Raw genomic sequence first — 14,523 nt, 5'->3', positions numbered from 1 at the left:
TTTGATACAATCAACTTCGACATCAGTCATGATCACTTCGCGGGTCTTTTCGTGGTGGGCACTCATCGTGCCAGTGCTCGAGCTCGCCGTTATCGCGCTTTTCGTGCAGGGCTTCAATTAAGACTTTTTCCTGTTTCGCAAAATAGAGGTCTTCTTCGGCTTTGCCGCGCAATTTCAGCTTTTCGGTAAAGTACATGGCGTGATCTCCATTGCTTCGCTTAATTTAAGGTTAGCCGAGGAGGCGCATCACGTGGTGCCAACACGTCAAACTTTGATCTCAGTAGGAGTCTTGGAGATCATGAACTGCAAAAGCTGTTCTGAAAAGCGTTTCAAAAAAGTATCTATTGAAGTTACTCCATCGACGGTTTTCTCATTCCCTTTTCAGTTGTAGGCTCTGAAAGAATGCTGATAACGGGCAGTGTTGCCGCAATATGCAACGTGGAGTTGGACTGGTATTGCCTTTAATCACTCGATAAAGTGTTCGCCGGAAGGAGTAACAATCTGAATCATAGGGAGTATTGAGTGCAGATTTGTCACGATGAAGTGTTTGGAGTACTGACTGTTTCACAGGCGGGTTACAGGTTTCGTCGCACCAAAAACCATACGCAGACCTACTGGCCTGTTGAAATGTTTATCAGACATCGGGAGAGATTTAACCGCCCGATCGTATTGGTGATTGAAAGTCCACACATCAAAGAGTTTCAGGTCCGTCATGTCACTAATGCGCTGAATGGGTTACCGGTTTATGCTCGTCCGGCCAATGGGGCGACCGGAGAGAATATTTGTACGCATTTTGCTGCTTTACTCGCGACATTGCCTCAGGTTTTGGCTCAGGGACACTATCCGGTTGTAGTGGTTAACGCTATTCAGTTGCAATGCTCGCAGGGGGAGGACACCTGCCTTTACCGTACCCGACGATTCATTGAACACTGGCCGGCGCGCGTTGATGATTTAACTCAGCGTCTGCGAATGCTTGATCCGGTCATTGCGATCAATGCTTGTACCAAAGGGGACTTTTATATCCGAGATGAAGCCGGACAGCTTACCCGAACAAAAGCGTTTGATGCCGGTTTCAACCCGCAATTTAACCGCTTGTTAGAGCAAGAGTTTGGTTATCAGCAAGAGCTAACCCAGACAAGAAGGCAGGCAGGAGGGGAGTGTGCTGTAGTAACCCCACCGGAAGACAATGACACTGACAGCCTGAGGTTCATGAACACTATCGATTTATCCGGTTTAGTCATGTTTCAGCTTCATCAAGCCTATAAGCAGACCGATACATTATTGTGTAAAACGACACATCCTGCTGCCTGGTTGTACCGAGTGCCAACGTTTACACGTTTTCGTCAGGAACTTTTCACTTACACCAAGTCAGCCCCCAGACCATAGTCAATCGGGAGCCAAGCCGAAAACTAACCCTGTAATTAAGCCAGAGTCAAACCTGAAACCAGGCCGTGCTCCGAAATTACAGGCTGATTAGATGTTGACCAATTCATAACGTTGTGCAACATTGAGTATATGACTATGTATTTACTTCTTCAGCCAGCACGAATTATTACCATCATTCCATAGGAATGGTGGGTTTTTGGCTGTTTGTCGAAAAGTAAGAAACCCGCCCAGGAGGCGGGTTTCTTCTTTCTGCTTCCTTGGCCTACCAAGAAAGCGGAGAAAGTGTATGGCTAATGTCACCAGCGAACAATCATCGCCTTTTTCTTTTGTGGAAGCTGAACATGAGATGCTCAGCTTCTGGAAAGAAAGGGAAATCTTTCAAAAATCACTGCAGCAAACAAGAGACCTACCGCCTTATGTGTTTTACGATGGGCCGCCGTTTGCAACAGGTTTACCTCATCATGGCCACTTGGTCGCATCCACCATTAAAGATGTAGTGCCCCGTTACTTCACGATGAAAGGGCATTACATTGAACGCCGCTTTGGCTGGGATTGCCATGGATTACCCATCGAGCATGAAATTGATAAATCGCTGGGGATGTCTGCGCAGGAAACGGTCGTAAAAATCGGGATTGCTGGCTATAACGATGCGTGCAGAGGCATTGTTCAGCGGTATACGCAGGAATGGGAGAAAACCATCACGCGAATTGGTCGGTGGGTTGATTTTGACAATGATTACCGCACCATGGAGCCCTGGTATATGGAAACTGTCTGGTGGGTATTCAAGCAGATTTGGGAACAAGGGCTGGTCTATCAGGGTGAAAAAGTGGTGGCTTATTCAACTGAGCTTTCCACAGTGCTGTCAAACTTTGAGGCGACCTCAAACTATAAAGATGTACAAGACCCGGCCATTACAGTGCTGTTCAAGCTTGAGGATGAAAATGCGTATCTGAGCGCCTGGACGACAACCCCCTGGACACTGCCGTCTAACCTGGCTCTTTGTGTTAATGGTCAGGCCGAGTATGTCAAAGTGCTGGACGAAACCCGCAATCTTGCTTTGTGGGTAGCCCGTGAACGACTTGACCATGTTCTGAAAGGTCAGCCTTATCGCGAACTTACGACCTGTAAAGGTGATGATCTGGTTGGAAAAACCTATTTACCGCTTTTTTCTTACTTTAGTGAGCTGGCAGCAGAAGGCGCATTTTGTGTCGTTGCAGATGATTTTGTTTCAGGGGATAGCGGAACGGGAATCGTTCATATGGCACCAGCTTTTGGTGAGGATGACCATAGGATCATGAAGTCAAAAGGGATCACGGCAATGCCTTGCCCGCTTGATGAACGGGGTCGGTTTACTGATCAAGTACCGGACCTGACCAGGCAGTATGTCAAGGATGCAGACAAATCCATTATTGCTATGTTGCGACAGCAGGGCCAGTTATACCGGCATGACACTCTGGTTCACAGTTATCCGTTTTGCCCACGTTCTGATACGCCTATTATCTACCGTGCAGTGCCTTCCTGGTATATCGGTGTTGAGCAGATTCGTGATGAATTGGTGAAAAACAATCAGCGTATTCGGTGGGTGCCGGATCATCTGCGTGACGGCAGAATGGGGAAATGGCTTGAAGGAGCAAGAGACTGGGCTGTGTCACGTAACCGATACTGGGGAACACCGCTACCGTTATGGGTGAATGATGTCACCGGTAACATCCTCTGCATCGGATCCCGTGAAGAATTACAGACATACAGTGGCGTCTGGCTGGATGATCTGCATCGTGATTATGTCGACGATATCCGCTTTAGTTTGCCGGGAGAAGAGGGGGCATACCAGCGTATCGATGAAGTGTTCGACTGTTGGTTTGAGTCGGGTTCAATGCCTTATGCGCAGGTGCATTACCCCTTTGAAAATCAAGACAGTTTTGGGGCCGGTTTTCCTGCTGAGTTTATCGCGGAAGGGGTAGACCAGACCCGGGGGTGGTTCTATACCTTACAGGTGATCAGCCACTGTCTTTTCAAACAGCCGGCATTTAAAAATGTGATTGTAAACGGGATCGTGATGGCGGAAGACGGCAAAAAAATGTCTAAGCGCCTGAAAAACTATACGGCTCCTGACATTATCATGGATACATACGGTGCTGATGCTTTGCGGTTGTATTTGCTGAACTCTGGTCTGGTGAAGGCAGAAGAGCAACGATTTGCGGACTCGGGTGTGCAGGAAATGGTTAGGCGTATGCTGTTGCCTTGGCTTAATGCGTTCAAGTTTCTGAATACATACTGCGCAATTGATCGCTGGCAATATGACGCATCGTCAGCAGAGAGCCAGAACCCGTTTGATCAGTGGATTTTAGCTCGGCTACAAACCTTAAAGCAGACGGTCAGTGAACAGATGGAGTGTTATCAACTGTATAACGTTGTTCCGCCCTTGTTTGAGTTCATGGAATCGCTGACAAACTGGTACATCCGCCTCAACCGCTCACGGTTTTGGGGAGAGCAAATGACTCTGGATAAGTCCTCGGCATACCGTACTCTGTTCATTGTGCTGGACGAGTTCGGGAAACTGATGGCACCATTTGCTCCTTTCTTGGCTGAGTATTTGTACCAGTCCATGCAGCCGTTACGACAGCAGGCTGACTCCTCACCTGAATCCGTCCATTTATGTGCTTACCCTGATGTGGACAACGCTTTGACGAATGCGGCTCTTGAACGTTCTGTTAATCGCTTGCAGGGGATCATTTTGCTTGGCAGACAAAAGCGAAACCAGGCCGGTATTAAAATGAAAACTCCCTTACCCAAGCTGATTGTCTTACATGGTGATTCGCAGGTTTTGCATGATTTGGCCCGGTTTGATCACTACATTCGTACCGAGCTAAATGTTAAAGATGTCATTTACAGTACTGACGAAGCGGACAGTGTGGACTTTTACGCCAAACCCAATTTTCCTGTGCTCGGTAAGCGGTTTGGAAAGTCATTTAAGCAATATCAGGCGTTAATTGAAGCTCTGGATCATCAACAGCTTTATCGATTTCAGGATGAGGGCAGCGTGACTCTGGCTGGTGAAGTGTTTGGTGAACAGGATATCCAGCTATTTCGCAAACCGAAGCCGGGGAGCAATGTGGTGTCTAATGCCAGTATTTCGGTGGATTTGGACTGCCAACTGACCGAGGCGCTGATCGGTGAAGGGGTTGTCAGGGAGGTCGTGGGGTTCATTCAGAAATCGCGCAAACAATCGGCATTTAAGGTCAGCGATCGCATTGAAGTGCGCTTTCAGGCCACCCCAAAGCTGAAAAGCTGGCTGCTTGAACACCGTACATTCATTGAGCAGGAAACGTTAGCACTGCGTTTTGAAGAAAGTGAGGCTAAAGAGTTCGAGGTTGAAACGGACAACATGGAAGAGCACGGTTGGCAATTTTCAATTGATGAGCATTACCTGTCAGTCAGCCTCAAGCGGGTGACTGATAGCAGGACATAACACCAGCAAGAAAAAAATGCAGAAAACGGCAACAGTGCGGGGAATGGTAGTGTCCCCGCACTGATCCTCAGAGGGATCGGATTTTGAGTACTGATTGGCTCTTTATTACGGATTAGATTCTGAGGGCGGTAAAGATGCCGTCAGGTCTTGCTCGGTAATAATGTCTTTATGATAAGTGTGTGGTGTCATATATTGTTCCCCATTCGAAATGCAGACTTATCGCGTGAAGAGAGTCAGACAAGCGTCGGTAGTACTGCATTCAGGACACCTAGTTACTTCCTTTGGAGGGAATCCATGAAATCAGCCGTATTAGTGATTGATGTTCAGACCATCGTATTTGATGTCGATCCTCAGCCTTTTGAAACACAACACGTTATTTCCAGAATCAACACCATTACCGCCTGGGCGAGAAAACAGCAAAAACCGGTGATTTTTGTTCAGCATGATCAGCCGGATACACCGATTGCTTATCAAAGTGAAGGCTGGCAACTGTATCGTGAGTTAGTCACTTGTGAAGGCGATTTGTATACCCGAAAGTCCACTCCTGATTCTTTTTTGAACACCAACCTGAAAGAGCTGCTGGAGGAGCTGGGTATCGAAAAGTTGATTGTGTGCGGCTATGCCTCGGAATTTTGTGTGGATACCACGGTACGCCGCGCGGCCGGGCTGGGTTATCCGGTTGAGTTGGTATCAGATGCTCACACCACACAGGATAAGCCACATGCAAACGCGGCAGTGATTCGTGCACACGAAAACAGCACGTTGTCGACCATGTCGAATTTTGGCATGCCGATTCGCTGTGTTTCTACAGCAGAACTGCTGGCTACGCCGGAGTTGCTGACGCAATAATATTTTCTTTTTATACGACAAGGAGCTGCTGAAATGGAATTCCAAACCTTACTTTTATTTACCATCGCGTCACTGTCTATCAACCTGATCCCTGGGCCGGACGTCGTCTATATTGTGTCAAATACCATGAAAGGCCGTATGCAGGCTGGCTTAAAAGCCGCAATGGGGCTGGGTGTCGGTTACTTCCTGCACACACTAGCGGCCGTTTTTGGACTGTCAGCACTTATTCTGAGTTCCGCTGTTGCATTCAGTGTTGTGAAATACCTGGGTGCGGCTTATCTGCTTTATCTGGGGATTTCATCTCTGCGCAACATGCTGCGCGGGCAATCTTCACTGACGATGACTGCGGCCTCTTCATCGGCTAATGAAAGTATATTCCGCCAAGGTGTGGTGGTGAGCGTACTTAACCCGAAAGTGGCGTTGTTCTTTTTGTCTTTTTTGCCCCAGTTTATTGAAGTGGGGCAGGGGTCAACATCGATGCAGTTGCTGATGTTTGGCCTGCTTTTCAGTGCGTTAGCGACAGGGTGTAATGTCGTTTATGCCCTATTGGGCAGTTGGCTGTTCAACAATCCGAAAGTGGCGCGTTATACCCGCGTCATTGAAGGTGTGTCTGGCGTACTGCTGATTGGTTTGGCGGGGAAAATTGCACTCAGCAAAGACAGTTAAGGGTATGGCGTACTACACTTCTATCGCAAATACTTAGTAATACAGCTGGTCAATGACCGGAATATACTGTTGAACGGCGAGCTGTCAATTTGCCTTGAAACGGTATATCACCACTCCCACTAAGGAGTCAGCCATGTTTGAAGTGAAACGGGTAGGCGACAACCGATTAGACATTGAAATGAGTGGCAAACTGGATGCAGAGCAAATGGGCAAAGCATTGGATGCTCTAACCGAGCAAGCCGACGGCATTGAGAATGGTGTCATGTTATTTGATGTGGTGGATTACCACTTACCCTCTCTCGGCGCTATTGGTGTAGAGTTGGGCCGGTTTCCCAAAATGATTCATTTCATTCGGCAGTTTGATCGGGCGGTGGTATTAACCGACAAAGACTGGATTAAAACTGTCAGTGAATTTGAAGGAAAGCTGATTCCGGGGCTGGAAATTAAAGGGTTTGGCCGTGATCAGAAAGAAGAGGCAGAAGCCTGGCTGGAAACTGGCCGTTCATCTTAATTTCCTTCGCAAGTGACCTGCCACTTTACCGGAATGCAGACACCAGTATTACGAGAGCGAAACGCTGATATTTGAAAGGTGCGGAAGACTCAGTCTCCTGCACCTTTTTCATTTAGGCTGGTATTTACTGTTCCAGTACTTTCGCGATGGCTGCTTCAGCACATTGCTGATCCAGATGGCCACCCGGTGCACCGCCAACACCAATTCCCCCAATAATCGTGTCATTCACGCTGAGTGGCAATCCTCCCGCCAGTAACAACAGATTGTCATCCATATCTTTCAGCGGTTGCAGGATCGGTTTGTCCGCGATGGTTTTCATCAGGTCGGCCGTAGGTTGTTTTAGACTGACAGCAGTAAACGCTTTCTGGCGAGAGCTTTCCAGCGTGTGGCGTCCGGCCAGATCAGAACGTAACTGGGCGATGACATTACCGGTAACGTCCACAACGGTTGCTGTGACGCGGTAGCCTTTGGCTTCACACTGCAGAACCGTTTCTTTGGCAAGTTCAAAGGCTGTATGTGATGAAATCTGAGTCACTGAAATGGTCTTGTTCTGATTTTCAGTGGCTGCAGATGTACTGAAGGTCGCTGCCATCAGGCCTGAAAGTATTAGCGATGTTGCGCATTGTGTGAATGATTTCATGTCATGCTCCGTTATAGGGTTTTCAACGTTTATGATTTGGATTTGTGTATAACACCTTAGTGCAGTGGCAATTGCCGGATGCTTTCAGGACCATTACAAAGGTGTAATGTTTATCATCGACTCACTGAAAAGCTGATAAAGTGGTGCGTAACGAGCAGAAGATGGCAGGGTTAAGTGAACGTTTTACTGATTGAAGATGATCGCCACATCGCCAGGTTTATTGCCCAAGGGTTTCGTCAGGAAGGGTATACCGTTGAATTAGCAGACAACGGCGTTGACGGTTTACATCTGGCAACCACTGAGCAGTTTGATCTTATTGTGCTCGACATTATGCTGCCGCAGAAGGATGGGCTAGAAGTGTTGACTGAATTACGCGGCATGGGATACCGCACACCCGTTATCATTCTCAGTGCCCGGCATTTTGTTGAGGAACGCGTTCTTGGCCTGAAATCCGGAGCCGATGATTATATGGTCAAGCCGTTTGCATTCTCGGAACTCGCTGTCCGCTGTCAGATCTTAACACGCCGCGATCAGGCAAAATCTCTGCAGTCACATCAACTGAGCTATCAGGATCTGACGCTTGATGTGCTGAAACGAACACTTTTTCGTGCCGGACAATCGATTCAGCTGAATCAGCGTGAATTCAGCCTGATGAAACTGTTGATGGAACAACCGGAAACCGTGCTGTCAAAAACGACCATCCTGGAGCAGGTCTGGGGGTATCAATTTGACCCGCAGACTAATGTTGTTGATGTGCTGGTTTGTCGGTTAAGAGTAAAAGTGGACAGAGACTTTGAAGAGCCGCTGATTCATACCATCAGAGGAGTGGGTTATGTCCTCAAATCAGAGTATTGATCAGGCCTTAACACGTACCCAGCGCCATCTGTTTTATCGGTTCATGGGTATTTTACTGGTTTGCCTGACGCTGATTGAAATGGTGGTCGGCGCGCTGTTTTTTTATGATCTCTACCGGGCCGAGCGAAAAATCCTGCACTCCCTGTCTGCTGAATATCAGCGCATTCTTCGTTTTGAGTCTGATGAAAAACTTATCCATGTTCTTAAGGCAAACCCCCAACGCCTGACCGAAAATAATATCGCGGCGATGGCCACTCAAATATCCTCTGATAAACCTGCCAGTTACATAGCCGGTGATAACCAGCTACCGGTTGAGCTGGTGCTTACGGAATACCTGTTGGGTGAGCAAAACTGGTTGAATGCCTTCATTGTGAAACCGTATATGACGTTGAAAATGGAGGGGGATAAACAGATCTTTTGGCTGGTGCTGGATAACCGGGCGCGCTATGCAGTGGCGACGCGACAATGGATGATGACTTTTATGGCTTTCTGCGTACTGGTGCTGTTTACTGCTGTGTTTATTCATCGTTTAATCCAAAACACGATGTCGCCACTGGCAACCTTGGGCAATCAGCTTGATAAGCTCAGCCATCACGCTTTGGATTCATTTTCCGAGCAAAACGAGATAGAACCTCCACGAAAAGGAACGTTTTCTAGAACGGACGCCATGCAACAAGATGGCTTGGCCGCCATTAACCAGAGCGTGTATCAGGCGGTTTCACGGTTACATCAGGTCATTGCAACAATGGATACCACAGTGGATGCCATTGCCCATGATTTACGAACACCGTTGTCACGGATCCGGCTGGCCGCTGAAGGGGCATTGGTGTCTCCCTTGAAGGGAGCAGAGAAACAGAATCTGCAGGAGCATGCCTTAAGTGACTGTGCTGAGTATGCGGTGCAGGCCAGTAACATGCTGACAGCACTGATGAAACTGAATGATGAACTGGCCGGAAAGCGCATTGTTAGGCTAGCTCCAACGGAAGTAAAAATGGCGCTGGAGCGCGTGGCTAGCTGGTTTGAAGATATTGCCGAAGAAAAGGGGATTGAGCTACATTGCACCTGTTCTCCCGGTATCATCATTCTGTCTGATGCTGACAAACTGACGCAGGTATTGGTTAATCTGGTTGATAACGCATTGAAATACACCCCGCCGGGAGGATCGGTTCGGTTATCTGCGTCCACGATTGCTCCCTCTTTGCCACCGGTTGAGCATCACGCTGTTAACCAACCGGAGAAAACAACCCAGCTAGTCATCAATGTGACTGATACAGGGATCGGGATTGCCCCGGAGCATCAGGACTTAGTGTTTAAGCGTTTATATCGGGTGGATAGCAGTCGAAGTAATTCGGAGGGCTATGGACTTGGTTTGGCACTGGCTTCTGCAATGGTCACCAACCTGGGTGGTATCCTGACGGTTGAGTCTGTACCACAGCAGGGTAGTACCTTCACCATTCGTCTTAATGTCGACGAGTCTGAAAACTCAAAGTAACTGCTATTAGCGACACTTATCCGGTGTGAGTGTTGCAGCCACCACAATCACCGGAGTATGCGGAATACACGCTGATGAAGGGGGGCTGCAAGACATGTCCTGATTTGGCTTAGAAAGCTGGTTCGATGGTACCGTTGAATGTTTGCTGCAGATAGTCGCGAATCGGTTGTGACTGATAGATATCAACAAACTTCTGGTATGCCGGGTTGTTTTTATCTGCTTCACGCGTCGCAATCACCATGACTGCCAAGGGGGCATCTTTCGGTTCCAGATAGATCCCCTGTTTCTTCGGATCCAGACCGGCAGACATGACATAGTTCATCGTAATCGTTGCCACATCGACATCGTCCAGACTGCGTGGCAGCTGCGCGGCTTCAACTTCAATAAATTTCAGGTTCTTTGGATTATCGACCACATCTTCAATGCTGGCCTTGAAACCGACACCGGGTTTAAGTGTGATAAGCTTGGCGTCCTCCAGCAGAAGCAGACCACGTCCACCATTCGTCGGATCATTAGGAATCGCAACCTGCGCATTATCCGGCAGATCGGCCAGAGAGGCGTATTTGTTCGAGTAAATCCCCATGCGCATCAGGATGGACTCCCCAATCGAGACCAACTTCGAGCCATTATTGCTGTTGTAATTCTGTAAGAAAGGCTGGTGTTGGTAACTGTTAATGTCCAGGCTGCCGTCAGCCAATGCGCCATTCGGGGTGATGTAATCAGAAAACTCAACGACTTCGACTTTGAGCCCTTGCTTTTCTGCTTCTCGTGCAACGGCTTCAACGACCTGAGCATGAGGGCCTACCGTTGCCCCGACTTTAATGACAGTGCTGTCTTCCTGTCCGCAGCCGGTTAAGACTGCAAACAGCAGGGTGCCGAGAATCCATTGACTGACTGTTTTACGTTTTTTCATCATGCTTTCCCTATCATGTATTTCCATACGCGAAAAATGGTATTGGGCGGTATGGGTGTTTAGATGGCTGTACGGCCATATTACATTGAATGAACTGAGATGCAACACGATTTTTCAACACACAGAGGAATAGCCAGCTGAACATGTGAGAACAGGTTGTGCTGTCGTTGCAGCAGCAAAATACGTTAAAAGTGCCACGGTAAAATCCCAGTTGTGCTAATAGCAATCAGAAGAACCAGCAAGCAGAAGTTCCAGTACTCAGAAGCAAATCATTAGATTTATTTGGTCTTTGGTTGCTGCCTAATGTGTTCTCATTCATGTGCCAGGCCTCTGTATCACCGTTTAGAATGGCGCATAGTTGTTGCATGGTCTGAGTGACGTTGCTTTATGGTTTGAATGGCAAAGTTGATCTGTCCAGCCTAGCCTTATGAAGGTGAATGCCAATTTATATCAGTAAGAAACTGCTTTTACTTTATCCGTGTTTGCGTTGAGGGCGGGATTGGCTTTTAAGGCTCACGCTGGTTTTTATCTCATGATTTAGGGCTATTCAGCGCCAAATATTACAGAGCTTAACATTTCAGAGCTCAATATTTCAGCGCTCGATATTTCAGCGATCAAGTTGGTGAAGTGTCGCCAGTTGGAGGGAGTGGATGGACAGAAAATTCATATTGTGCAGTTTTGGATACGCCATTTTAGGGCTTTTACTGGGCATCTACATGGCGGCCTCTCATAACCACGGTCAGCTCGTTACGCATGCACACACGATGCTGGCAGGCTTTGTTGTCTCGTTTATTTACGGGCTTTGCCACAAGCTGTGGTTGAAAAATGGCAACAGTGCTTTGGCTCATGTGCAGTTCTGGGTTCATCACCTGAGCGTACTGATATTGATTAGTGGATTATTTTTGCTTTATGGCCAGTTTATTGCGCCGGAACTCCTGGACAAAATTCTGGCTTTGGCTTCTATGATATTTCTGGTTGGGATGGTTTTAATGACTGCTTTGTTTGTTTTGTCTCCCAAACACGGCGCCAGTTAGCTGGGCGACGGAACCAACGCTGTGCCTGGCTGGGAAAATGCAAACATGCATACTCAGCTAGGTCTATCAGGCTGAGTATGCATTCTCAAAGGACAGAGATAGCCTGAATTTACTGCGATAAATGAGCAAACAGTTGATCGGCTAATCTTCGCAATGTGCCTTTTTCTGGCTGTGTGTGTGAGAAGGTACGGATACCGTATATCCCCATAACCAGAAACTGAGCCAGCTCAAGCGGATTTCTGTCAGCCGGAATGTCCCCTTCTTGTTGAGCTTGCTGTAATTTCGCTGCAATAGACGCTTGCCATTGATTAAGCATGTGGGCGATAAGCGCTTCGACCTCTTCGTCCTGCTGAGAAAGCTCGCTTAAAGCTTTTTGCAGCAGACAATCTTTGATGGTTTCACACTCACATTCCTCAACAACATGATCGAGATACAGTCTTAGTCCCTTTAATGCAGAAGGGGATTGATCAAAAAAACGTTGGAAATCCGCTTTGCTGTCAGAGCGGTATTGCTCAAGTGAAGCCAGCAGCAGGCCGCGTTTATTCTCGAAGGCACAGTAAATGGATCCGGGATGCAGGCCGGTAGCCTGTTTCAGATCTTGCATACTGGTTTTGCTGTATCCCTTAGCAATAAAGGCATCCATTGCAGAACGTAAAACTTGTTCACGATCGAACTCTGCACTGCGCATAGCATCTCTCTGGTGAATGGAAACTGCCTTGATTTTACCAGTGTTTGAACATTCATTCAAAAAAGTTCTTGAACAATTATTCAAGAATGCCTATCTTGAATATACGTTCAAGATAGAGGTAAGAAAAATGACGGACATCCTGTTCCAGCCGTACGCCCTGAATGGCACGCTGACGCTTAAAAATCGAATTCTAATGGCGCCGCTGACTCGTTGTATGGCTGACGATGATTTGGTCCCGACGCAGGCGATGGTTGACTATTACGCCCGTCGTGCAGAGACGGGGTTAATCATTTCTGAAGCTACCATCATTCGTCCCGATGGTCAGGGGTATCCGAATACTCCGGGTCTGTATACGCCTACGCAAATTGATGGCTGGCGCAAAGTCACAGATGCCGTACATGCCAACGGCGGTAAAATTTTTGCGCAACTGTGGCACACAGGCCGAGTGGCTCACCCGCATTTCTTTGGTGGTGAATATGTGCTTGCGCCTTCAGCGATTGCCGTAGAGGGAACGGTGCCGAGAATGCGCGAGTTGGTTTATACCGTACCAAAACCGGCGACCAAAGCAGAGATTGAACAACTGGTTGCAGACTACGCTCAGGCTGCGGCTAATGCGATTGACGCTGGCTTCGATGGCGTTGAAATCCACGGTGCTAACGGCTATCTGATCGATCAATTTCTGCATTACTGCAGCAACACACGTGACGATGAATTTGGCGGTACACCGGAAAATATGGCGCGTTTCCCGCTGGCGGTGATTGATGCTATCGCCGATCGTATTGGCGCGGATCGCACAGGTCTGCGACTATCTCCGGGGGCTTACTTCAATATGGAAGGTGATGCCCGTGACCGCAATGTGTCAGATTATCTGTTGGCAGAACTGGAACAACGCGATCTGGCTTTCCTTCACATAGGGATCTTCGATGACAGCATGGAGTTCGACTATCTGGGTGGTACCGCTTCGGCCTATGTGCGTCAGCGCTACAGCAAAACACTGGTTGGTGTAGGGAGTTATTCTGCTGAATCTGGCAGTGCAGCCATTGTAAACAATCAGTTTGATTTGCTGGCAATTGGCCGTCCATTGATTGCCAACCCTGACTATGTTGCAAAGGTCAAAAACGGCGAAGCCTTGGTGGAGTATACGGATACTATGCTGGCAGAGCTTGTGTAAGTCATTAAGGCTGACGCTACTGAATAGGCGTTGCTGAATATAAGAGGGGAAGCTTAATAAGCTTCCTCTTTTTATTTGTATCGCATGTATTGAAAACTGACTGATATGGGACACATCAGTCATGTTCCCGTGCTGTTCATGTTCATGTTCATGAACAAGCGAACTTAGCGGTATCAGTTAACTGAGGCAGACAGTAAGATGCAGTAATACTTTCCAGTCTCAGCAATGAAGGAATACACATTGACGGAAAAAGATAAAATGTTGGCAGGACTGCATTACAACCCGGCTGACCCGGAGTTGGTCGCGTTGCGTTTGCGAGCTCGCCTGTTGACGGAGAAACTGAATCAAACCAGTGCGGTTGAGGCTGAAAAACGGGTGGCGATGGCCAAGTCCCTATTTGGGTCTACCGGGGAGCAGATTAACATCGAGTCATCTTTTCATTGCGATTATGGCCAAAACATTCACGTGGGAGAAAACTTCTTTGCGAATTTTGGCTGCGTGATTCTGGATGTTGCTGAAGTCCATATCGGCGATAATTGCTTTATTGCGCCGCAAGTCGGTATTTATACCGCGGCGCATCCAATTGATCCTGTTGAAAGGGCTAAGGGCGTTGAGTTCGCCAAACCCGTCTCGATTGGTAATAACTGCTGGATTGGCGGGCACGCGACCATTAATCCGGGGGTGACATTGGGTGACAATGTGGTGGTTGCTTCGGGGGCTGTGGTGACGAAGAGCTTCGGCAATAATGTGGTGATTGCCGGGAATCCGGCGAGAATACTGAAAACGATAGAGGGCTCGTCATCCTGATTGCTCAGACCACTCCCCCCAGAACAAGGTGGGGGGAGCCAT

Annotated in this window: 14 protein-coding genes; 10 read left to right on the top strand and 4 right to left on the bottom strand. The window is 48.0% G+C overall.

Annotation, left to right across the window (positions count from 1 at the left end):
• Positions 1–22 precede the first annotated feature (22 nt).
• Complete coding sequence (locus tag PGW97_RS21545) at positions 23–196, bottom strand: hypothetical protein (RefSeq protein ID WP_273859778.1); 174 nt, start codon at positions 194–196, stop codon at positions 23–25.
• A gap of 326 nt (positions 197–522) precedes the next feature.
• On the opposite strand from PGW97_RS21545, the gene PGW97_RS21540 reads away from it, so the two are divergent.
• From PGW97_RS21540 to PGW97_RS21520, 5 genes are all read left to right on the top strand, one after another.
• Positions 523–1,386, top strand: a complete 864-nt coding sequence (locus PGW97_RS21540) for a hypothetical protein (RefSeq protein WP_273859777.1) — start codon at positions 523–525, stop codon at positions 1,384–1,386.
• Positions 1,387–1,672: 286 nt separating this feature from the next.
• Positions 1,673–4,855: an isoleucine--tRNA ligase gene (gene ileS / locus PGW97_RS21535; RefSeq protein WP_273859776.1), complete on the top strand. Its 3,183-nt coding sequence runs from the start codon at positions 1,673–1,675 to the stop codon at positions 4,853–4,855.
• Positions 4,856–5,149: 294 nt separating this feature from the next.
• Positions 5,150–5,704: a cysteine hydrolase family protein gene (locus PGW97_RS21530; RefSeq protein ID WP_047885997.1), complete on the top strand. Its 555-nt coding sequence runs from the start codon at positions 5,150–5,152 to the stop codon at positions 5,702–5,704.
• Between the two features lie 33 nt (positions 5,705–5,737).
• Positions 5,738–6,370 carry a LysE family translocator gene (locus PGW97_RS21525; protein WP_047885996.1) on the top strand — a complete coding sequence of 211 codons (633 nt, stop codon included), beginning with the start codon at positions 5,738–5,740 and terminating at the stop codon, positions 6,368–6,370.
• Positions 6,371–6,503: 133 nt separating this feature from the next.
• Positions 6,504–6,881 (top strand): STAS/SEC14 domain-containing protein, encoded by a 378-nt coding sequence (locus PGW97_RS21520; protein ID WP_047885995.1) that lies wholly within the window; start codon positions 6,504–6,506, stop codon positions 6,879–6,881.
• A gap of 124 nt (positions 6,882–7,005) precedes the next feature.
• On the opposite strand, the gene PGW97_RS21515 is transcribed toward PGW97_RS21520, so the two are convergent.
• Positions 7,006–7,473, bottom strand: a complete 468-nt coding sequence (locus tag PGW97_RS21515; protein ID WP_047886361.1) for a GlcG/HbpS family heme-binding protein — start codon at positions 7,471–7,473, stop codon at positions 7,006–7,008.
• Positions 7,474–7,695: 222 nt separating this feature from the next.
• Between PGW97_RS21515 and PGW97_RS21510 the strand changes: the two genes are divergently transcribed.
• Both PGW97_RS21510 and PGW97_RS21505 read left to right on the top strand, forming a co-directional pair.
• Positions 7,696–8,376, top strand: a complete 681-nt coding sequence (locus tag PGW97_RS21510) for a response regulator (RefSeq protein WP_273859775.1) — start codon at positions 7,696–7,698, stop codon at positions 8,374–8,376.
• Positions 8,354–9,868, top strand: coding sequence for a sensor histidine kinase (locus tag PGW97_RS21505; RefSeq protein WP_273859774.1), 1,515 nt, complete (start codon positions 8,354–8,356; stop codon positions 9,866–9,868). The genes PGW97_RS21510 and PGW97_RS21505 overlap by 23 nt, the downstream gene beginning before the upstream one ends.
• 109 nt (positions 9,869–9,977) lie before the next feature.
• Here the strand turns inward: PGW97_RS21505 and PGW97_RS21500 are convergent, their stop codons facing one another.
• Positions 9,978–10,781 (bottom strand): MetQ/NlpA family ABC transporter substrate-binding protein, encoded by an 804-nt coding sequence (locus tag PGW97_RS21500; RefSeq protein ID WP_273859773.1) that lies wholly within the window; start codon positions 10,779–10,781, stop codon positions 9,978–9,980.
• A 650-nt stretch (positions 10,782–11,431) separates the two neighbouring features.
• Here PGW97_RS21500 and PGW97_RS21495 point away from each other — a divergent pair.
• Positions 11,432–11,815 (top strand): TonB-dependent receptor, encoded by a 384-nt coding sequence (locus PGW97_RS21495; protein ID WP_273859772.1) that lies wholly within the window; start codon positions 11,432–11,434, stop codon positions 11,813–11,815.
• Positions 11,816–11,924: 109 nt separating this feature from the next.
• On the opposite strand, the gene PGW97_RS21490 is transcribed toward PGW97_RS21495, so the two are convergent.
• A complete protein-coding gene (locus PGW97_RS21490; RefSeq protein ID WP_047885990.1) occupies positions 11,925–12,503 on the bottom strand; it encodes a TetR/AcrR family transcriptional regulator in 579 nt (192 codons plus the stop codon).
• A gap of 127 nt (positions 12,504–12,630) precedes the next feature.
• Between PGW97_RS21490 and PGW97_RS21485 the strand changes: the two genes are divergently transcribed.
• Both PGW97_RS21485 and PGW97_RS21480 read left to right on the top strand, forming a co-directional pair.
• On the top strand, positions 12,631–13,674 hold the full coding sequence (locus tag PGW97_RS21485; protein WP_273859771.1) for an alkene reductase: 1,044 nt from the start codon (positions 12,631–12,633) through the stop codon (positions 13,672–13,674).
• Positions 13,675–13,914: 240 nt separating this feature from the next.
• On the top strand, positions 13,915–14,481 hold the full coding sequence (locus tag PGW97_RS21480) for a sugar O-acetyltransferase (RefSeq protein WP_273859770.1): 567 nt from the start codon (positions 13,915–13,917) through the stop codon (positions 14,479–14,481).
• Positions 14,482–14,523: the final 42 nt, after the last annotated feature.

Origin of the sequence: Photobacterium sp. GSS17 (genome assembly GCF_028621875.1) — a bacterium.
GTDB classification, from domain to species: Bacteria; Pseudomonadota; Gammaproteobacteria; order Enterobacterales; family Vibrionaceae; genus Photobacterium; species Photobacterium ganghwense.
The sequence above is the reverse complement of the archived record's forward strand: the minus strand, read 5'-3'. Positions and strand labels throughout refer to the sequence as shown.